18 protein-coding genes are annotated in these 18,800 nt (G+C 71.9%); 11 read left to right on the forward strand and 7 right to left on the reverse strand.

Annotation, left to right across the window (positions count from 1 at the left end; all coding sequences use genetic code 11):
* Positions 1 to 82 precede the first annotated feature (82 nt).
* Positions 83 to 1,228 (forward strand): cystathionine gamma-synthase, encoded by a 1,146-nt coding sequence (locus tag ACTVAJ_RS08305; protein ID WP_470387491.1) that lies wholly within the window; start codon positions 83 to 85, stop codon positions 1,226 to 1,228.
* An 86-nt stretch (positions 1,229 to 1,314) separates the two neighbouring features.
* Here ACTVAJ_RS08305 and ACTVAJ_RS08310 read toward each other — a convergent pair whose 3' ends face one another.
* Positions 1,315 to 1,566: a hypothetical protein gene (locus ACTVAJ_RS08310; protein WP_470387492.1), complete on the reverse strand. Its 252-nt coding sequence runs from the start codon at positions 1,564 to 1,566 to the stop codon at positions 1,315 to 1,317.
* A gap of 273 nt (positions 1,567 to 1,839) precedes the next feature.
* Here ACTVAJ_RS08310 and ACTVAJ_RS08315 point away from each other — a divergent pair, with 273 nt between their 5' ends.
* Positions 1,840 to 2,568, forward strand: coding sequence for a GntR family transcriptional regulator (locus tag ACTVAJ_RS08315; RefSeq protein ID WP_470387493.1), 729 nt, complete (start codon positions 1,840 to 1,842; stop codon positions 2,566 to 2,568).
* Between the two features lie 5 nt (positions 2,569 to 2,573).
* Complete coding sequence (locus ACTVAJ_RS08320; RefSeq protein ID WP_470387494.1) at positions 2,574 to 3,380, forward strand: GntR family transcriptional regulator; 807 nt, start codon at positions 2,574 to 2,576, stop codon at positions 3,378 to 3,380.
* 18 nt (positions 3,381 to 3,398) lie between these two features.
* On the opposite strand, the gene ACTVAJ_RS08325 is transcribed toward ACTVAJ_RS08320, so the two are convergent.
* On the reverse strand, positions 3,399 to 4,448 hold the full coding sequence (locus ACTVAJ_RS08325; RefSeq protein ID WP_470387495.1) for a VWA domain-containing protein: 1,050 nt from the start codon (positions 4,446 to 4,448) through the stop codon (positions 3,399 to 3,401).
* Between the two features lie 34 nt (positions 4,449 to 4,482).
* Positions 4,483 to 5,910 (reverse strand): sigma 54-interacting transcriptional regulator, encoded by a 1,428-nt coding sequence (locus ACTVAJ_RS08330; protein ID WP_470387496.1) that lies wholly within the window; start codon positions 5,908 to 5,910, stop codon positions 4,483 to 4,485.
* A 185-nt stretch (positions 5,911 to 6,095) separates the two neighbouring features.
* On the opposite strand from ACTVAJ_RS08330, the gene ACTVAJ_RS08335 reads away from it, so the two are divergent.
* Complete coding sequence (locus ACTVAJ_RS08335) at positions 6,096 to 7,250, forward strand: FIST signal transduction protein (RefSeq protein WP_470387865.1); 1,155 nt, start codon at positions 6,096 to 6,098, stop codon at positions 7,248 to 7,250.
* A gap of 128 nt (positions 7,251 to 7,378) precedes the next feature.
* Positions 7,379 to 8,704, forward strand: a complete 1,326-nt coding sequence (locus ACTVAJ_RS08340) for a hypothetical protein (protein WP_470387497.1) — start codon at positions 7,379 to 7,381, stop codon at positions 8,702 to 8,704.
* Between the two features lie 69 nt (positions 8,705 to 8,773).
* Here the strand turns inward: ACTVAJ_RS08340 and ACTVAJ_RS08345 are convergent, their stop codons facing one another.
* The 3 genes from ACTVAJ_RS08345 to ACTVAJ_RS08355 form a co-directional block, all read right to left on the reverse strand.
* Positions 8,774 to 9,370: an RDD family protein gene (locus tag ACTVAJ_RS08345; RefSeq protein WP_470387498.1), complete on the reverse strand. Its 597-nt coding sequence runs from the start codon at positions 9,368 to 9,370 to the stop codon at positions 8,774 to 8,776.
* Positions 9,371 to 9,520: 150 nt separating this feature from the next.
* Positions 9,521 to 10,021 (reverse strand): transcription elongation factor GreA, encoded by a 501-nt coding sequence (greA, locus tag ACTVAJ_RS08350; protein ID WP_470387499.1) that lies wholly within the window; start codon positions 10,019 to 10,021, stop codon positions 9,521 to 9,523.
* 139 nt (positions 10,022 to 10,160) lie between these two features.
* Complete coding sequence (locus tag ACTVAJ_RS08355; protein WP_470387500.1) at positions 10,161 to 10,577, reverse strand: DUF4307 domain-containing protein; 417 nt, start codon at positions 10,575 to 10,577, stop codon at positions 10,161 to 10,163.
* 155 nt (positions 10,578 to 10,732) lie between these two features.
* Between ACTVAJ_RS08355 and mca the strand changes: the two genes are divergently transcribed.
* The 3 genes from mca (at position 10,733) to ACTVAJ_RS08370 (ending at position 13,995) form a co-directional block, all read left to right on the forward strand.
* Complete coding sequence (mca, locus tag ACTVAJ_RS08360; RefSeq protein WP_470387501.1) at positions 10,733 to 11,611, forward strand: mycothiol conjugate amidase Mca; 879 nt, start codon at positions 10,733 to 10,735, stop codon at positions 11,609 to 11,611.
* A 5-nt stretch (positions 11,612 to 11,616) separates the two neighbouring features.
* Positions 11,617 to 11,859, forward strand: coding sequence for a hypothetical protein (locus ACTVAJ_RS08365; RefSeq protein WP_470387502.1), 243 nt, complete (start codon positions 11,617 to 11,619; stop codon positions 11,857 to 11,859).
* A 93-nt stretch (positions 11,860 to 11,952) separates the two neighbouring features.
* A complete protein-coding gene (locus ACTVAJ_RS08370; RefSeq protein WP_470387503.1) occupies positions 11,953 to 13,995 on the forward strand; it encodes a thioredoxin domain-containing protein in 2,043 nt (680 codons plus the stop codon).
* Between the two features lie 94 nt (positions 13,996 to 14,089).
* On the opposite strand, the gene ACTVAJ_RS08375 is transcribed toward ACTVAJ_RS08370, so the two are convergent.
* Positions 14,090 to 15,457, reverse strand: a complete 1,368-nt coding sequence (locus ACTVAJ_RS08375; protein WP_470387504.1) for a serine/threonine-protein kinase — start codon at positions 15,455 to 15,457, stop codon at positions 14,090 to 14,092.
* A gap of 190 nt (positions 15,458 to 15,647) precedes the next feature.
* On the opposite strand from ACTVAJ_RS08375, the gene ACTVAJ_RS08380 reads away from it, so the two are divergent.
* The 3 genes from ACTVAJ_RS08380 to ACTVAJ_RS08390 all read left to right on the forward strand — a co-directional run bounded on the left by ACTVAJ_RS08380 (position 15,648) and on the right by ACTVAJ_RS08390 (position 18,790).
* Positions 15,648 to 16,259 (forward strand): RNA polymerase sigma factor, encoded by a 612-nt coding sequence (locus tag ACTVAJ_RS08380; protein WP_470387505.1) that lies wholly within the window; start codon positions 15,648 to 15,650, stop codon positions 16,257 to 16,259.
* A gap of 92 nt (positions 16,260 to 16,351) precedes the next feature.
* The gene (locus tag ACTVAJ_RS08385) at positions 16,352 to 17,113 is read left to right on the forward strand and encodes an isoprenyl transferase (protein ID WP_470387506.1); all 762 of its coding nucleotides are present in this window, start codon (positions 16,352 to 16,354) and stop codon (positions 17,111 to 17,113) included.
* 273 nt (positions 17,114 to 17,386) lie between these two features.
* On the forward strand, positions 17,387 to 18,790 hold the full coding sequence (locus tag ACTVAJ_RS08390) for a PhoH family protein (protein ID WP_470387507.1): 1,404 nt from the start codon (positions 17,387 to 17,389) through the stop codon (positions 18,788 to 18,790).
* The last annotated feature ends 10 nt before the right edge of the window (positions 18,791 to 18,800 follow it).

Below are 18,800 nucleotides of genomic sequence, written 5' to 3' on the forward strand. Positions count from 1 at the left end.
CTTCGGTGACGTGGGGTTCCGCCTCACCCCGTCCCGTGTGAAACGTGGGGTTCGTGGGGAGAGCGGCGGCTATTGTGGCCCCATGACGTTCGACGGGTTTGAAACGCTGGCCATCCACGCGGGGCAGGAACCGGACGCCGGTACCGGGGCCGTGGTGGTGCCGATCTACCAGACGAGCACCTACGCCCAGGACGGGGTGGGCGGTCTGCGCCAGGGCTACGAGTACTCGCGCACGGGCAACCCGACGCGCACCGCCCTGGAGGAGTGCCTGGCCGCGCTGGAGTCCGGGGCCCGGGGACTGGCCTTCGCCTCAGGCATGGCCGCCGAGGACACGCTGCTGCGCACGGTCCTCTCGCCGGGCGACCACATCATCATCCCCGGCGACGCCTACGGTGGCACCTTCCGTCTGATCTCCAAGGTCGTCGAGCGCTGGGGCGTGTCCTGGGACGCGGTCGACCAGACCGACCCCGACGCCGTACGCGCGGCGGTGCGCCCCGAGACGAAGGTCGTGTGGACGGAGACGCCCACCAACCCGCTGCTCAACATCACCGACATCGAGGCGGTCGCGGGGATCGCCCGCGACGCGGGCGCGCTGTACGTCGTCGACAACACCTTCGCCTCGCCCTACCTCCAGCAGCCGCTGACCCTGGGCGCGGACGTGGTCGTGCACTCCACGACCAAGTACCTGGGCGGGCACTCCGACGTGGTCGGCGGTGCCCTGGTGGCCGCCGACGCCGAACTGGGCGAGCGGCTGGCCTTCCACCAGAACACCATGGGCGCCGTGCCGGGGCCGTTCGACTCCTGGCTGACGCTGCGGGGGATCAAGACCCTGGGCGTGCGGATGGACCGGCACAGCGCGAACGCCGAGCAGGTGGTCGCCGAGCTGGAGGGCCACCCGGCGGTCCGCAGGGTCTACTACCCCGGGCTGGACGGTCACCCGGGGCACAGGATCGCCGAGCGGCAGATGCGCTCCTTCGGCGGGATGGTCTCCTTCTCCCTGCGGGACGGGGAGAAGGCGGCGCTGCGGCTGTGCGAGCGTACCGAGGTCTTCACCCTGGGGGAGTCACTGGGCGGGGTCGAGTCCCTGATCGAGCACCCCGGGCGGATGACGCACGCCTCCACCGCGGGCTCCCCGCTGGAGGTCCCCGCCGACCTGGTCCGGATCTCCGTCGGCATCGAGTCCGGCGGCGACCTGGTGATGGACCTGCTGCGGGCGCTGGAGGACTAGGCGGTGCCTCCCGGGCCTCCGCTTCGCCTCGGCCCGTGCCCGGGCGCCCGCTCGGTGACTCCCCGCCGTGACCGTTCACACGGGGGTCAGACCGCGCTGGGGGTGTGGTCCGACTCGGTCCTGTGGTCCCGCGCGGGTGGGCGGGTGCCGTTGGCGAAGCGCAGGCCGACGATGAGGCTTCCGGTGCGGGAGAGGGCGCTGTGGTCGCCCTTCTCGCGCAGGGAGCGGTAGCCGCGGCGGCGGTCCTGACGGCGGATCCCGAGGGAGACGGCCAGGAAGAACCCCGTGGCCAGGCCCAGGAGGACGAGGCCGACGAACGCGATGACGAGGGGGATCATGTGTTCTCCTCACGGCTGACGGTGCAGTTCCGCTGACTCCCCTCTCACCTGCCGAGGGGGGAGTCCCGCGTGTGTCACGAGGTCGTTCCGCGGCGGGCGGCGGGGCGGCGACCGGGGGCCCGCTCCGGCTCCGGGGCTGGGGGCCGTGTACTGAGGGTGGCCTTCCTTTAGGATGGGTTCAGGTGACCGGGCTGTACATGTTCTGTTGGTGTTGCGATCACCTTGTTGGTACAAGCGAACGTGTTGGACTGATACCCCCCTGAGGGCGGACTTATGCGGGCAGAGAGCAGATACAGACAGATCGCCCGGGTCTTGCGCCGCGAGATCCAGGAGCGCACCCTTCCTCCCGGTGGCCAACTCCCCTCGGAGAAGCAGTTGGAGGAGCGCTTCGATGCCTCCCGCAACACCGTCCGCCTCGCCCTGGGCATGCTGCGCAACCAGGGGCTCATCCTCAGCAGGCCCGGACGCGGGCACTTCGTCCAGAACGTCGTCCCCGAGACCTTCTACGCCACCCGGCCCACCGAGGGCACGGGCCTCAACGAGTCCGCCCTGGCCGGTCAGACCCTGGAGGAGCTCCAGCTCCTGAGCGCCACCCCGGACGTGGCCAGCCGACTCCGCGTCCCCGAGGGCGACATGACGGTCGTCCGCCGCATGTACCGCTTCTCTGGGGACGTCTCCGGGTCCATCAGCTCGGCCCACTACCCCATGGAGCTCGTCCAGGGCACCGCGCTCATGCTCCCCGAGGACGTGGACAGCGCCCTGGCGGTCCTCATGGAACACGGCCACCGCCAGGCGGGCTGCGTCGACGAGGTGGAGACCCGCATGCCGACGCCCCAGGAGGCGTCCCAGCTCGAACTCCCCCCGGGCGTGCCCGTGCTGAACGTGCACCGCACCGACTACTCCGAGGAACGGCCGATCCGCGTGGTACACACCGTCTACGCGGGGCACAGCATCAGATACCAGTTCGAACACGGCAACCTCAAGGCCTACCACCGGGACTGACACACATGAGCACGTCGAGGAAGACAGTGGTCGCCGATCACCTGCGTGAGGCGCTGGCCAGAGGGGACTACAAGCCCGGTGAGCGGCTCCCCGGCGAGGAGGAGCTCGCCGAGCGGTTCGACGTCTCCCGTGCCACGGCGCGGATGGGGATGCGCATCCTCCAGGACGAGGGGCGCATCGCCATCCGCGCCGGACGCGGGGCCTACGCCGCCGACCACCGCCCCATCGTCCACCTGGCCACGCCGGTCTCCGGCGGCACGGACTCCGAACGCTTCCAGGAGGGGTACCAGCCGCACCTGCGCGACGCCGGGTACCACCACATCGACGAGAAGATCAAGGTCAGCCTCGACACCATGCGTCCGCGCGTGGCCAAGCGGCTGCGCCCCGACTCCGCGGCCTCACACGGCGGTCTCGTGGTCATCCGCTCCTGCGACCGCTTCGTCGAGGGCGGACTCTGGCAGTCCCAGGTCACCTACGTCCCGTTCACCATCGCCAACAACACGCCGCTGATGTCGCCCGAGCGGATCCCCAACGGCGTGGCGGCCCTGCTGCGCGAACTGGGCCACCAGGAGACCTGGAACTGGGACGTCGTGGGCGCCCGCATGCCCTCGCCGGACGAGGCGGAGGCCTTCGGTCTGGGCCCCGGTATCCCGCTGCTCGTCCAGGAGCGCGTCGCCTACGCCGGTGACCTGGCGCTGCGGTTCACCGAGACGATCATGCCCGCCAATCGCCACCAGCTCCTCTACTCCGGCGGCGACGCCCCGGAGGAGCTGCTCGTCCTGGCCTCCGACGTCAACGTCTTCGAGTTCTGACCGCCGTCCCCGCGCCGCTCACCCGCGACGCCCGAGGTACCGGTCGACCACCAGAGGACCCAGGGCCCCGGCGTCGGCGCGCACGACCCGTACCGCCCGCCGCCGGTCCACCTCGGCGGCGAAGTCGCGCAGCCGGGGGTCGTCGGCGAGCAGGAAGAACACCACCTCCGCGCCCTCACGCAGCACCCGGTCCAGCTCCCTCAGGGTGAGTTCGGCGGTCCGCGGGTCGGGCGGCCACGCGAACCGGGCACGGCCGTCCTCGTCCAGGTGGGCGGTGGGCTCTCCGTCGGTGACCGCCAGCACCAGGGGCCGGAGTCCGCGGTGGCGTCGAACGTGCCCCCGGGCCAGGCGCAGCGCGTGGTGCAGGTTGGTACCGGGGGTCCGCCGCCACGCGTGCGCGGCCAGCCGCGCGGGCGTGAGTTCGCGGGCGCTCTGCCCGAAGCCGACCAGCTGGATCCGGTCGTCCGGGTGGCGGGTCCGGACCAGGGAGTGCAGGGCCAGGGCGGTCCGGGTGGCCGCCGCGTGCAGCGCGCGCTCCACCATCGAGTGCGAGAGGTCCACGAGCAGCGACACCGCCGCCGCGCCGGCGGGTTCGGTCTCGGCGACCCGGAGGTCCTCGGTGAGCAGGGGAGACCCGGGGGACGCGGCACGGCGGAGCGCCGCCGCCCGGACGGTGGCCACCGGGTCGACGGGGCGGTCGTCGTCCGCCTCCCGGGGCGCGTGCGTGCCGGTGGGCTCCCCGCCGGAGGTGCCTCCGCCCGGATGCAGGCCGTCGCGTCCCCGTGCCGACCGTTCGATGTCGCGCAGGGCCGTGTCACCGAGCCGCCGCAGCTCACGGGGGGTCAGGCCGTGGCCGCTGCCGTCGGACGGGGCCAGCAGGCCGCCGCTTCGCGTTCCGCCCGCGGGGTGGGCTCCGGCGGCGTCACCGCCGCCGTCGCCGTCAGCGTCGCCCTCCTCCGCCCGCGGCCGCTCCGACGCGGTGACCTCGACCCGCTCCTCCTCCGGCGGCGGCTCCGGGTCGGCCAGCGGGTCCGGCCCCCCGGTGTAGGCCCGGTACTGGAACCTCACGCCCACCCTCCTCACGCGTGTGCGGCGCCCTGGGTCAGAAGCGGTAGACGCCGCCGTCGGGGACGGTGTCCTTGGCCAGGCGCCGCTCCAGGTACAGCCCCTCCAACGCGAACTCGACCACCGCGGCCGCCAGCCCGGGGGTGGGCGGGCCGTCCTCGGCCTCCGGTGCCGCCCGCGCGATCATCGCGGCCAGGCCCGGGACCGTGCCGACCCGGCGCAGCAGTTCGGCGGCCCCGACCAGGTCACCGGTCTCGACGGTGCCGCCTCCGGAGAACCGGTCGCTGAGCGGGGTCAGGTCGGCCTCCCCGAGCCGGGCGCGGAAGGTTCCGGCGACCGCCCGCCGCAGGAGCAGGTGGAGGGTCTCGGCCTCGCGCCCCTCGGCCTCCATCTCGAACTCGACCTTGCCCATCAGGGGCTCCACCGCCGGGGGGAGGTCGCAGACCCGGGCCACGGGGACCTCCTCACCGGTCAGCGCGGCCCGGCGCAGCGCCGACGCGGCCACGGTCTCGGCCGCCGCGACGGAGAACCGCACCGACACCCCGGACCGGCCGTCGACCTTCTTGGAGTCCCGGACCAGTCGGGTGAAGCGCACGACGGACTCCAGCAGGTGCGCGGGGACGACCGTGCCCTCGGGGATCGCCGCCTCCTGGCGCACCAGGGCCAGTTCGTCGTCGAGACCGGGCGGATAGTGGGTGCGCACCTGGGCGCCGAAACGGTCCTTGAGCGGAGTGACGATGCGGCCCCGGTGCGTGTAGTCCTCGGGGTTGGCGCTGGCGACCAGCAGCAGGTCCAGGGGCAGCCGCAGGGTGTACCCGCGCACCTGGAGGTCGCGCTCCTCAAGGACGTTGAACAGCGCCACCTGGGCGCGTGCGGGCAGGTCGGGCAGTTCGTTGACGCAGAACACGCCCCGGTTGGCGCGGGGGACGAGGCCGTAGTGGATGGTCTCGGGGTCGCCCAGCGACCGGCCCTCGGCCAGCCGGGCCGGGTCCACGTCGCCGACCAGTTCGCCGACCCCGGTGTCGGGGGTGGCGAGCTTCTCGCCGTACCGCTCGGTGCGGTGCCGCCAGACCAGGGGGAGGGAGTCGCCCTCGCGGGCCAGCCGCGCGCGGCACCCGGGGCAGACGGGCGCGAACGGGTGGTCGTTGACCGGGCATCCGTCGACGGAGGGGGACCACTCGTCGAGCAGCCCGGCCAGGGTGCGGATCAGCCGTGTCTTGCCCTGGCCGCGCTCGCCCAGGAGGACGATGTCGTGCCCCGCGATCAGGGCCCGTTCGACCTGGGGGAGCACCGTGTCGTCGAAACCGTGCAGCCCGGGGAAGCGGGGGCGGCCCGCGGCCATCCGGTGCAGCAGGTTGTCCCGGACCTCGGCGGCCACCGGACGGTGGACGTGCCCGGACCCGCGCAGCGCGGCCAGGGTGCTCGGGAGGTCCTTCGGCGGTGGAGGAGGAGTGACGGGACTCACCCGACGGAGTCTACGGCGCTGTGGGCCCGCCCCGGACACGCGGGCACCGCGCCACCGGGCGTTCGGACATGGGCGGGCACAGCACGGGCGCGAAACACCCCAGAGCAGGGCGCGGGGTGGAAGAATGGGAGGAGAAGGTGCGGTCCGAGGTCCGGCTGGGGCCGGTGAAGGCGGGGTGGCGGCTGGTGGCACGGTTCGGCGATGCTCTGACGACGGGGGCCGACCTCGTGAACGCGGCCGAACGTGCCGTGCTGACCGCTCTGGAACAGGTGGAGGGGCCGGTCGATCTGCTGTGCTTCTTCGTCAGCGGGGCCGATCCGGACGAGGTCACCCTCGCGGGGAAGCGCGTCATGGAACTCGCGCCGGGCGCCGTCACCCTGGGATGCAGCTCCACCGGTGTCATCGGCGGCGGCCGCGGGGTGGAGGACCAGGGCGCGGTCAGCGTGTGGTGCGCCCGCCTCCCGGGTGTGGAGCTCACCCCGTTCCGGCTGGACACCGTCCTGGACGACGACCACCTCGCCGTGGTCGGGATGCGCGAGCCCGGCCCGCGTGACCGGGTGGCCATCCTGCTCACGAACCCCTACGAGTTCCCCACCCAGGCCTTCGTCCGCGAGTCCACCACGGCTTTGGGCGGTCTGCCGCTGGTCGGCGGGATGGCCGACGGGATGCGCGGCGAGGACTCCGTGCGGCTGTTCCACGAGGGCGAGGCCGTGGACAGCGGTGCCGTCGGCGTGCTGGTCGGCGGTGAGGGGGTGCTCGGGACCGTGGTCAGCCAGGGCTGCCGGCCGGTCGGCCCGAACATGACCGTCACCAAGGCCGAGGGCAACCTCCTGATGGAACTCGCGGGCACGAACGCCTACGAGAAGCTGGAGGAGCTGGTGGACTCGTTGGACGACGAGGACCGCGCGTTGGCCGTCCAGGGGCTGCACGTGGGTATCGCCATGGACGAGTACGCCGAACAGCACGAGCAGGGCGACTTCCTGATCCGGGCGCTCAGCGGCGTCGACCCGGAGATGGGCGCGCTGGCCGTCGGTGACATGGTCGAGGTGGGCCAGACCGTGCGCTTCCAGGTGCGTGACGCGGGTACCGCCGACGAGGACCTGGCCCGCAGGCTGGCCGACTTCGGAGCGGAGCACCAGGTCGGTGCGGGCCTGCTCTTCTCCTGCAACGGGCGGGGCGGGGCCCTGTTCCCGCACGCCGACCACGACGTGCTGGCCGTCCGCCGCATCCTGGGCGTGGAGGCGGTGGCGGGCTTCTTCGCGGCCGGGGAGATCGGTCCGGTCAGCGGCGTCAACCATGTGCACGGCTTCACCGCCTGCCTGTTGGCCTTCGCCGACTGAGGGTTGCCTCAGGGGCCGGACTTTTACCGTCGTATCACCAACACCCGACGCAACCTCCTTGAGCGTGCGCACGCCAGGGCGCTTACTGAGAGTGACCGTATGCTCCTTCTCGGGTGAAGGAAGACGTGATGTCCGATCGACGGTGTCCGACCACCGCGCAGACCCTGGCCGCCTTGGGCGCTCTCGCCCTGATGGTCCCCGCGGCCCCGGCCCACGCGCGCACCGAGTGGATCGCGCAGGACCTGGCCTCGGCGGACCGGGCCGGTCTGCTGTTCGAGGACGGCGTGCTGCGGACCGGCGCCACGGGGACGGCGGACGGCGCCGGAGCCCGCCGGGAGTACGCGGAGACCGACACCGGACTGGCCACCTTTCCCGAACAGGACCTGGGCGCGCGCACCGACACGGTGGACGTACGCGTGCGGGCCGAGGGGGACGGCGGGGACGTGCTGGCCGAGGCGCGCGGTGCGCGCGCCGACGGTCTGTGGACCGAGTGGCACCCCGCGGGGGGCGGTGGCACGGTCACCCTGCCCGAGCACGTCTCCCGCGTGCAGGTACGGGTGGAGCTCGACGGTGACGACACCGCCCTGACCGGTCTGGGCCTGCGCGCGGCCGACCCGGGGGACGGCGGGCGGGGGGAGGACGTGCCGTGGGACCGGCCGGAGGGACACGGCGACCAGGAGGAGCCGGAGGGGGCCGACACGCGGGGCGAGCCGTTCTCGGCCCGTCTCTTCGCCACGCGGATCGGCCTGGTCGGCGGACGCACCGCCAACGGCCACGTCATCCGCCCCGACGACCACTTCGTCGCGCTGCCGTCGCGTCGGGCACTCGCGAACCGGGGCGGAGGGGAGTACACGGTGCGGGTGTGCACGACGGGGGCGCTGGGACCGGTCGCCCCCTCCAGCGCGCCCGAGGACCACGTGCCCCGCTGCGCCTACCTGCCCGTGTGGGACGTGGGCCCGTGGAACATCACCGACGACCACTGGAACGAGTCCCGGCAGTCCTGGCCTGACCTGCTCCACGGCCGTCCCCAGGCGCAGGCGGCCTACAGCGACGGGCACAACGGCGGACTCGACGGGTTCGGGCGCCGTGTCCGCAACCCGGCCGGGATCGACCTGGCCGACGGCGCGTTCCGGGAGGGGCTCCGGTTGCCCACCAACGGATGGGTGCGGGTCGACTACCTGTGGACCGCCGAGTACCGGTCCAAGGCCAGGATCACCACGCAGACCCGCCGCGACCCGGTGGTCGTCCGGGGCGGCCCCGGTACCGACCACGCTCCGGTCGGGCTGGCCGCGCACACGGCGGTCGTGGACGTGGACTGCCAGGCCGTGGGCGAGCAGTCCCGGGGGCCGTTCGGGACGGATGACGCCTGGTACCGGATCGGGGAGGGCAACTACGTGCCGGCGGTGTTCGCCGACGGAGGCGCCGACGCGCCCGCGTGCGAGGTGCTGCCGTGACGGACCCGCCCGTGCCCGGGCACGGGTCCGGAGGGTCGGCGGTGCCCGGAGGGCGGTCGGAGCGCCGGATCAGGTGCGGACCACGACCGTCCCCGCGACCCGGTCGTGCAGGGCCCTGCGCTGGTCGCCGAGTGCGGCCATGGACTCGCCCAGGGAGAACAGGTGCCCCAGGAACGGCAGCGACTGCGGGAGGCCGAACAGCGCGGACCGGCCCAGCGACTGCCCCTGGCTGAGCCTTCCCCCGCCGTCGGCGCTGACCACCCTGATCCCGACGAGCATCTTGCCCAGCGTGCGTCCCCACGCCACCAGGTAGAGCCAGTCGTAGAAGAACAACAGCAGACCCCAGCCGAACACGAACATCAGGGCCCACACCTCGGACTGGGCGTCGCTCGTGTCGCTACCACCGGTCAGTACCGAGACCAGGATGACGACGACGAGGAAGAAGACGACCGCCGCGACCGCCGCGAGGACGTAGTCGACCGCCCGGGCGGCCAGACGGCGGCCGAAACCGGCCAGTTCCGGGCCGCTGGGCCGACCCGGGGCCCCGGGCCCGGCGGATCCCCACGCGGCGGGGCCGTACGGCGGGGTGACGGGGCCCCAACCGGCCTGCCGGGCGGTCGGGGCGCTGTGCGCGGGGTCCTGCGGATTCCAACGGGGGGCGGACATGCGGTTCCTCGGGCGTCGGTCGTCGGGAGCGGGCGGGTGTGCCCTTCACAAGGTACCGACGTGACCGCGGTGGCTGGCGTTCCCCGAGGACCGCGCACCCGGATGGGAGGGTGGAGGGCGGACCGACGCCCCCCACCGGCCTCCGGAGTGTCAGGCCCCGCTGTAGGGCACGGCGTCGATGATCTCCACGCCCAGGCTCCTGCCGTTGGGCAGCTGGTAGCTCACGTTCTCACCGACACGCTTGCCGTTGATGGCCGCGCCGAGCGGGGACTTCGGGGAGTACACGTCGATGGGGGCCCCGCTCTCCTCCCGCGAGGCGAGGAGGAAGGTAACCTCCTCGTCGTCACCCTCGAACCGGATGGTGACCGTCATACCGGGGCCCACCACGCCCTCGGTCCTGGGAGCCTCGCCGACCCGCGCGGTGCGCAGGATCTCGGTGAGCTGGAGGATGCGGGCCTCCATCTTGCCCTGCTCCTCCTTGGCGGCGTGGTAGCCGCCGTTCTCCTTCAGGTCGCCCTCTTCCCGAGCCGCCTCGATCTTCTCCGCGATCTCGACGCGCCCGGGCCCCGTCAGGTGGTCCAGCTCTCCCTTGAGCCGGTCGTACGCCTCCTGGGTGAGCCAGGTGACGTTGTCGTCGCGGGTCTGGGTCACGGGAACTCCTTGGTGTACTCGTAGCAAAGGCCACCAGGCGGCCAGAGCTGAACTCACGAGAATATCACCGGGTGCCGACGCACACGGGTCCCGTGACTCCGCCCTGGTACCGGGCCAGGCAGGGGGAGGGTTCGGTGGATCAGTTCTGCGGGTCTTGTTCCCTGCACGAGGCCACTTCTACCGTGGAAGCCTCTCGAAGCGTGTCAACGCTCGTGGTCACCATCCGGTTCCCCGGCTCGACCGTGACGCTGTCCTGACCGACCTGCACCATCTGGTCGTCCCGTGCCGAGATGAGGCACTGGGCCCCGCCCCGGCTGTTCACCTCGAAGGTGATCCTCGCCTCGTCGGACGAGGGGACCTGGAACGACACCACCTGGTGGTACACCCCGCCGGCCAGCCCGTTGTAGTTCATGACGGAGTACCCCCACCCGATCGCCGTGAGGACGGCGAAGACGGTCCCGAAGAGGAAGAAGAGCGGGCCGTTGCCATGGCGCTTGCGGAGCGCTGGCGCGGCGTCGGCACTGTTCACGGTGGCTTCTTCCGGGGTCGCGGGCATCGGGAATCTCCGAACGAGGGGACGGTGTTGTCTAAGATATCCCCGACCCGACAACCCCCCTACTCGGCCCACACGTGAGTCGTCCATGCCGTGCATTCGGGGTGCCCGGACGGCCCACACGGCGAGCCGTTCACCGAGTCAAGGAGAAGCCTTCGTTGTCCGAGCGCCTGCGCCTCATGGCGGTTCATGCCCACCCCGACGACGAGTCCAGCAAGGGCGCGGCCACCATGGCGCGTTACGTGGAGGAGGGCGTCGACGTGCTCGTCGTCACCATGACCGGTGGCGAACGCGGTGACATCCTCAACCCAGCGATGGAACGTCCCGAGATCAGAGAGAACATCACCCAGGTCCGCCGTGAGGAGATGGAGCGGGCGAGGGAGATCCTCGGCATCCGACAGGAGTTCGCCGGTTTCGTCGACTCCGGCCTTCCGGAGGGCGACCCGCTGCCGCCCCTCCCCGAGGGCAGCTTCGCCACCCTCCCCGTCGAGGACGCCGCCGAACCCCTCGTCGCGTCGATCCGCCGGTTCCGTCCGCACGTCATCCTCACCTACGACGAGAACGGCGGGTACCCGCACCCGGACCACATCATGACCCACAAGGTGTCGATGCGCGCCTTCGACACCGCGGGCGACCCGGACGCCTACCCCGGCTCCGGCGACCCCTGGCAGCCCCTCAAGCTCTACTACTTCGTCTCCTTCCCGCCCGAGCGGTTCGACGCCCTGGCCAAGGTGCTCGCCGAACGCGGTCTGGAGAACCCGTTCGCCGAGTGGGTCGACCGGATCAAGGAGCAGGACCGGCCCCGCTGGGAGATCACCACCCAGGTGCAGGTGAGTGAGTACTTCGAGATCGCCGACGAGGCGCTCAAGGCGCACGCCACCCAGGTGGACCCCGACGGGTTCTGGTTCGCGGTGCCCAACGAGGTGCGGGTCGCGGCCTGGCCGACGGAGGACTACCACCTGGTCCGTTCCCTGGTCGACACGGAGGTCCCGGAGACGGACCTCTTCGCGGGTGTCACGGACGCAGTGAGAGTATGAGTGGTATGAACACGCTTCTGACCTCCGCGGCTGTGCTGGCGGAAGAGGTCCAAATGGACCGGACCCTCGTGACCCCGGGCGTACTCGGCTTCCTCATGGTGTTCGCGGTCGGTGTCGGGCTCTACTTCCTCATGCGCAACATGACCGGGAAGCTCCGGGCCCTGTCCGCCGACGCCGAAGGGGCCGACGAGAGCGGCACGTCCGTGGCCGCCGCCTCCGAGGAGGACGCGGAGAACGGTCGGAACTGACGGTCGGGTCCCCGCCGAGACCCAGCGGGGCCCGCCCGTCACCCTCAACGGACGCCTGCGGCGCGCTTCCTCCCCGGGTGGCAGAGTGGGGGTATGCCCAACCGCCTGAGCGACGCGACCAGCCCGTACCTCCTACAGCACGCCGACAACCCCGTGGAATGGTGGCCCTGGTGCGCGGAGGCGTTCGCCGAGGCGCGCCGTCGCGACGTGCCCGTGCTCGTCTCCGTCGGCTACGCCGCCTGCCACTGGTGCCACGTGATGGCCCACGAGTCCTTCGAGGACCCGGCGACCGCCGAGCGGATGAACGCCCTGTTCGTCAACGTCAAGGTGGACCGCGAGGAGCGCCCCGACGTCGACGCGGTCTACATGGAGGCGACCCAGGCCATGACGGGCCAGGGCGGGTGGCCCATGACCGTGTTCGCCACCCCCGACGGCGCGCCGTTCTACTGCGGGACCTACTTCCCGCGCGACCACTTCCAGCGGCTCCTGGAGGGCGTGGCCACCGCGTGGCGCGACCGGCGCGACGAACTCCTCCACCAGGGAGAACGGGTGGTGACCGCGCTCGGCGGGCCGCGCGCGCTGGCCGCCGGGCCCCCGCCCACGCGGGAGACCCTGGACCTGGCGGTGCAGGCGCTCGTCCGCGACTACGACCACGCCAACGGCGGTTTCGGCGCGGCGCCCAAGTTCCCGCCGTCGATGCTGCTGTCCTTCCTCACCGCGCAGCACGAGCGCACCCTGCCGTCCCAGTCCGCGGCGGAACCGACCCCCGCCGGGCTGATGGCCGGGGGCACGGCCGCGGCGATGGCGCGCGGAGGCATCTACGACCAGCTCGGCGGTGGTTTCGCCCGGTACTCGGTCGACCGGGAGTGGGTGGTGCCCCACTTCGAGAAGATGCTCTACGACAACGCGCTCCTGCTGCGCGCCTACACGAGGATGGGCCGTCGCCCGCCCGGCCCCGGTCCCGCCGAGCGCGACCACCACACCCTCCTGCGCAGGGTCGCCGAGGAGACCGCCGACTGGATGCTCCGGGACCTGCGCACCCCCGAGGGCGGCTTCGCCTCCTCACTCGACGCCGACAGCGAGGGTGAGGAGGGCACGTACTACGTCTGGACGCCCGCCCAACTGCGCGAGGTCCTCGACCCGGAGGACGCCGAGTTCGCCGCGGGCGTGTTCGGGGTCACCGAGGAGGGCACCTTCGAGCGCGGGGCCTCGGTCCTGCGGCTTCCACGGCCTCCGGCCGACGCCTGGCGCCACGAGCGCGTCCGCGCGGCCCTGCTGCGCGCACGCCAGGACCGCGTGGCCCCCGGCCGGGACGACAAGGTGGTGGCCGCCTGGAACGGCCTGGCCGTCGCGGCCCTGGCCGAGGCGGGCGCCCTGCTGGAGCGCCCCGACCTGGTGGACGCCGCCCGGGCCGCGGCCGACCTGGTCCTGGACGTCCACGTCCGTGACGGCCGCCTGATGCGCACCTCGCGCGACGGCCGTGTCGGCACCAGCGCGGGCGTACTGGAGGACTACGCGGACATGGCCGAGGGGCTGCTGGCCCTGCACGGCGTGACGGGGGAGGCCCGCCACGTACACGAGGCCGGTCGTCTGCTGGACGCGGTCCTGGACCACTTCGGTGACGGGGACGGAGGCTTCTTCGACACCGCGGACGACGCCGAGCGCCTGTTCAGCCGACCGCAGGACCCCACCGACAACGCCACCCCCTCGGGCCGGTCGGCCGCCGCCTCGGCCCTGTTGACGTACGCGGCGCTGACCGGGTCGCGGCGGCACCGCGACGCGGCCGAGGGCGCGCTGTCCCCGGTGTCCCTCCTGGCTGAGAAGGCGGCCCGGTTCGCGGGCTGGGGGCTGGCCACCGGCGAGGCCGTCCTGAGCGGTCCCGGGGCGGTCGCGGTCGTCGGTGATCCCGGTGACCCCGCGGTCGACGAACTGGTGCGCACGGCGCTGCGCTGGGCCCCCCTGGGAACGGCGCTCTCGCGCGGGGACGGTCGCGAGGACGGGGGAGTGCCGCTGCTGAGGGGGCGTGCGCCGATCGGCGGCAGTGCCACCGCGTACGTGTGCGAGGGCTTCACGTGCAAGCTGCCCGTGACCTCACCGGAGGAGCTGCGGCGGCAGCTGGAGGGCTGGGTGTACTGACCTGGGAGGTGAGGAACGGGGAGGGCGGGCGGGCGCAGTCCCCGCCTCCCGGGCGCCCGGTCCCGAACGCGGCGGAGGAGCCGGGAGGCACCGCCTAGCGCAGGACGATCGCGCCGATGATCTGGTCCACGAGGTCGGGCCGGTAGTCGGGCTGCCGGATCTCCACGTAGACGGTTCGGGGCTCTCCGGGCTCGTGGACGGCCGCGATGGTGAAGGAGCCGTTGCCCTCGCAGTCCGGCCACTCCCACACGGCGCCCTCCCACGTGTCGTCGTCGACGAGGCGTTCGGCGGGGGCGCCCCCGCACGGATCGGTGTCGGCGATCGAGCCCAGGGGCTGGACCCCCGGCATGATCGTCGCGAAGACCCCGTAGGACGGGGTGTCGGTGGAGTACCAGTTCTCGGTGTCGGTCGCCAGGAGCATGCCCGGCTCCGCGCCCGCCTCCAGTGCTGCGGGCCGGGCCTCCAGGTCGGTGTCGAACTCCTCGATCCAGACCAGGGGGACGCTCATCTCCAGCGCGTGGTCGTCGGACTTGACCTGCTTCAGCTCCATCCCGGGGTGGCCGACGGAGGCGGTGACGCCCATGGTCATCACGGCGAGGACGGCCACGAGGCCGCCCGCCTTGTGCCAGGGCATCCGGTACCGGCGCCACCACGGGTCCGCGGTGGGCAGATCGGGGGCCATACGGATCGTTCTCACCCGGTCGGTGAAGGTTTTGGCGTCCGCTGGACGGCTTTCCCGGTCCACCGAAAGTGCCGACAGGATGAGTTCGTCGAGCGTGGGGGGCAGTCCTGGCCGGATCCGGCCAGGTGCGATCCGCACCGGTGGCCGCGACGGCGGCCGACCGGTGATGAGCTCGTAGGCGACCGCGCCCAGCGAGTACACGTCCGAGCGAACGTCCAGGTCACCACCGGGGATGCTCTGCTCGGGCGACATGTATCCGGGGGTGCCCGCCGCCGCGGTGAACCCCGACGCCTCGTCGATCGACTTCGCGAACCCCAGGTCCGCCACCAGTACCCTCTGCCCCACCGGTGACGACTGGAGCAGCACGTTGGACGGTTTGATGTCGCGGTGGATCGTGCCGTGGTTGTGCAGCACGGTGATGCCCTGGCCGATCTCGGTCAGCAGCCGCAGAGCCTCGTCAAGGGGCAGTTGACCTCGGCGAACGAGGTCCGCGACGCTGCCCTGGTCGGCGTAGGTCATGACCATGTACGGGCGCCCGTCGGGCAGCACGTCGACGTCGTGCACCGCCACCAGCCAGGTGGAGTCGGTCTGGCGCAGGATGCGCGCCTCCTCCAGGAACCGGTGCTGGATGTCCATCTGGTGCGCCCAGTTCTCGGCGAGTACCTTGATGGCCACCGGATAGTTGAGCAGATCGTCCTGTGCCAACCAGACGGTCGCGAAGGAGCCGGAACCCAGGCGCCGGATGACGCGGTAACGTCCGAAGGCCTCCGGTTGGCTCATGTCCGCCTCGGTGTTCGGGGGTGGATACGCGGTCGTTGCCCACTAATACACCATCCAGACCCCCATGCCGCCTTCCGCGGATATGATCCCCACTCCGGACACCTCCGAGCGCCGAGGGGCATGGAAGACCGACCGGACTCCGACGGGGGACGTGTGCACCGAGGGGTGCGATTCTAGGGAGAGACCGACCATGGCCAACAGTGCCCGCCCAGACCGCGAAGAGACGCCCGCGCCCCGGCGCCGGGTGGCGAGCAACGTCGACGAGGAGCTGGAGGACCTCGCACGACGGGCCAGGGACGGCGATGCCGTGGCCCTGGACGAAGTCCTCCGCCGGATCCAGCCCGAGGTGCTGCGCCGCTGCTCCCGCTTCCTGCCCTACCGCCAGGACGCCGAGGAGGCGTGCCAGGACGCGCTGCTGCGGGTGGCCCGCAAGATCGGCAGCTTCAAGGGCGACTCCCTCTTCACCACCTGGCTGTACACGGTGGTGTCCAACTCCGCCCGCCAGACCTACCGCTCCATGAAGCGCCGCTCCGCCGAGTTCCCCACCGAGGCCGAGCGCATGCCCCACCAGAGCGACCCCCGCACCACCAGCGTCATCGCCGGTTCCCGGATCGACCTGCTGGAGGCCCTCGACCAGCTGGAGAAGGACCGCCCCAACCTCGTGGCCCCCCTGGTCCTGCGGGACCTGTGCCAGATGGACTACAACGAGATCGCCTCCGAGCTCAACCTGGCGCTGGGTACGGTCAAGTCGCGTATCCACCAGGGACGCAAGCACGTGCGCAAGTCCCTCGCCGTGACGTAGTCACCGTCGGCGAACTACTCTGGGGACACATCCCTTTCCGGCCGCCGATCCGGTGTGCGCCGGCCCTGCTCCAGCTCTGAGAGGTTTCGCCCATGGGGCTTCGTGACCCCCTGTACTGGTTGTACGAGCGACGTCTCGAACGTCATCTGACCAGCCGGGAGATACCGCGCCACGTCGGTGTGGTGCTGGACGGGAACCGGCGCTGGGCCCGGAGCAGCGGCAAGCAGGCCCTGGTGGACGGTCACCGGGCCGGGGCGGACAAGATCTTCGAGCTGCTGCGCTGGTGCGACGAGCTGGGCGTCCAGGTGGTCACCATCTGGATGCTGTCCACCGACAACCTGAGCCGTGACGACTCCGAGCTCCAGCCGCTCCTGCGCATCATCGAGGACACCGTCGTCCGCCTGCGCTCGGAGGGGTGGAACACCCGGCCCGTCGGGGCCCTCGACGTGCTGCCCGACACCACCGCCCGGGCCCTGAAGGAGGCGGAGGCGGCCACATCGGGCAACCCCGGCCTGGTTGTCAACGTCGCCGTCGGGTATGGGGGTAGACGTGAGATCGCCGACGCGGTTCGGTCCCTCCTCCACGAGGAGTCGGCCAAGGGCACCGGTATCCAGGAGCTGGCCGAGCGCCTGGACATCGAGGACATCGCACGGCATCTCTACACGCGCGGCCAGCCCGACCCCGACCTGCTCATCCGCACGTCGGGGGAGCAGCGTCTGTCCGGTTTCATGCTGTGGCAGAGCGTGCACTCGGAGTTCTACTTCTGCGAGGTCCACTGGCCTGCCTTCCGCAGGGTCGACTTCCTTCGTGCACTGCGCTCGTACGGCGCGCGCAACCGTCGCTTCGGCTCCTGACCCCCATCCCCTCCGCCCGTCGCGGCGAACCCCCTTAACGCGGTGTTCACCGCCTGTCGGGCCGGGGCTCTGGAAAACGGGTCGGTGTGCGCGTAGCGTCGGATCATGCGGGTGGTGTTCGTCCACCCGTTCGGGAGGCCCCAACTCATTGATCTCCTCCGTCACAGCGGAACATCAACGAGGAGGGCCGGACCCGGCCCTCAGGGGTCAGGTCCCGGTCCTCCATGATCCCGTGACAGTAGGGCGCCCTCGCGGTGCCCAAGGGGAGAACGAGTGGCTAGTTCCTCGACCGATCGCCGTGACACCCAGTCCCCCGCCACCCTCCACCCGGAGGTGACCGAGGGCACGCGCGTGTACGTGCTCGACACCAGTGTCCTGCTCGCCGACCCGATGGCGGTCACCCGGTTCGCCGAGCACGAGGTCGTCATCCCCGTGGTGGTGATCACCGAGCTGGAGAGCAAGCGACACCACCCGGAGCTCGGGTACTTCGCGCGTCAGGCGCTGCGCCTCCTGGACGACCTGCGGGTCGCCAACGGTCGGCTGGACGTCCCCGTACCGGTGAACGACCAGGGCGGGACGCTCCGCGTCGAGCTCAACCACAGTGACCCGGAGGTCCTCCCGGCGGGCTTCCGGCTCGGCGACAACGACACCCGGATCCTGACGGTGGCCCGCAACCTCCAGCTCTCGCCGTACGTCCACGAGGGCGCGGACGGGCGGACGGGTGCGGATACCGAGGGTGCCGAGGGCGACGTCGTGCTGGTGAGCAAGGATCTGCCGATGCGGATCAAGGCCTCCTCGATCGGTCTGGCGGCCGACGAGTACCGTGCCGAGCTCGCCATCGAGCACGGGTGGACGGGGATGGCCGAGCTGGACGTGCCCGCCCACCGGATCGGGGAGCTGTTCGACGGCGGCGCCAGCGACATCGAGGAGGCCCGCGACCTGCCGTGCCACACGGGGCTGGTGCTCGTGTCCGAGCGCGGCAAGGCCCTGGGCCGGGTGCGTCCGGACAAGTCGGTGCGGCTGGTGCGCGGCGACCGCGACGTGTTCGGCCTGCACGGACGCAGCGCGGAGCAGCGGATCGCCCTGGACCTGCTCACGGACCCGGAGGTCGGCATCGTCTCGCTGGGCGGGCGCGCGGGTACGGGCAAGTCGGCCCTGGCCCTGTGCGCGGGGCTGGAGTCGGTCCTGGAGCGCCGCCAGCACCGCAAGGTGATGGTGTTCCGTCCGCTCTACGCGGTCGGCGGCCAGGAGCTGGGCTACCTGCCCGGGAGCGAGAACGACAAGATGAACCCCTGGGGGCAGGCGGTGCACGACACCCTGTCCGCGGTGACCAGCGAGGACGTCATCGAGGAGGTCGTGGACCGGGGGATGCTGGAGGTGCTCCCGCTCACCCACATCCGGGGCCGGTCGCTGCACGACGCGTTCGTGATCGTGGACGAGGCCCAGTCCCTGGAGCGCGGTGTCCTGCTCACCGTGCTCTCCCGACTGGGTGAGAACTCGCGGGTGGTGCTCACCCACGACATCGCCCAGCGCGACAACCTGCGGGTGGGCCGACACGACGGGGTGGTCGCGGTGATCGAGAAGCTCAAGGGACACCCCCTGTTCGCGCACGTCACCCTGAACCGTTCCGAGCGGTCCCCGATCGCCGCCCTGGTCACGGAGATGCTGGAGAACTGACGTCGGCCGC

It is taken from the genome of Nocardiopsis sp. KDC1DS13DA1 (assembly GCF_055632325.1).

Coding starts and splice junctions, on each gene's coding strand:
- ACTVAJ_RS08370 (WP_470387503.1), top strand. CDS start 11,953: ATGCCCAACCGCCTGAGCGACGCGACCAGCCCGTACCTCCTACAGCAC.
- ACTVAJ_RS08345 (WP_470387498.1), bottom strand. CDS start 9,370: ATGTCCGCCCCCCGTTGGAATCCGCAGGACCCCGCGCACAGCGCCCCG.
- ACTVAJ_RS08340 (WP_470387497.1), top strand. CDS start 7,379: ATGTCCGATCGACGGTGTCCGACCACCGCGCAGACCCTGGCCGCCTTG.
- ACTVAJ_RS08375 (WP_470387504.1), bottom strand. CDS start 15,457: ATGAGCCAACCGGAGGCCTTCGGACGTTACCGCGTCATCCGGCGCCTG.
- ACTVAJ_RS08385 (WP_470387506.1), top strand. CDS start 16,352: ATGGGGCTTCGTGACCCCCTGTACTGGTTGTACGAGCGACGTCTCGAA.
- ACTVAJ_RS08310 (WP_470387492.1), bottom strand. CDS start 1,566: ATGATCCCCCTCGTCATCGCGTTCGTCGGCCTCGTCCTCCTGGGCCTG.
- ACTVAJ_RS08315 (WP_470387493.1), top strand. CDS start 1,840: ATGCGGGCAGAGAGCAGATACAGACAGATCGCCCGGGTCTTGCGCCGC.
- ACTVAJ_RS08380 (WP_470387505.1), top strand. CDS start 15,648: ATGGCCAACAGTGCCCGCCCAGACCGCGAAGAGACGCCCGCGCCCCGG.
- ACTVAJ_RS08355 (WP_470387500.1), bottom strand. CDS start 10,577: ATGCCCGCGACCCCGGAAGAAGCCACCGTGAACAGTGCCGACGCCGCG.
- ACTVAJ_RS08320 (WP_470387494.1), top strand. CDS start 2,574: ATGAGCACGTCGAGGAAGACAGTGGTCGCCGATCACCTGCGTGAGGCG.
- ACTVAJ_RS08305 (WP_470387491.1), top strand. CDS start 83: ATGACGTTCGACGGGTTTGAAACGCTGGCCATCCACGCGGGGCAGGAA.
- ACTVAJ_RS08365 (WP_470387502.1), top strand. CDS start 11,617: ATGAACACGCTTCTGACCTCCGCGGCTGTGCTGGCGGAAGAGGTCCAA.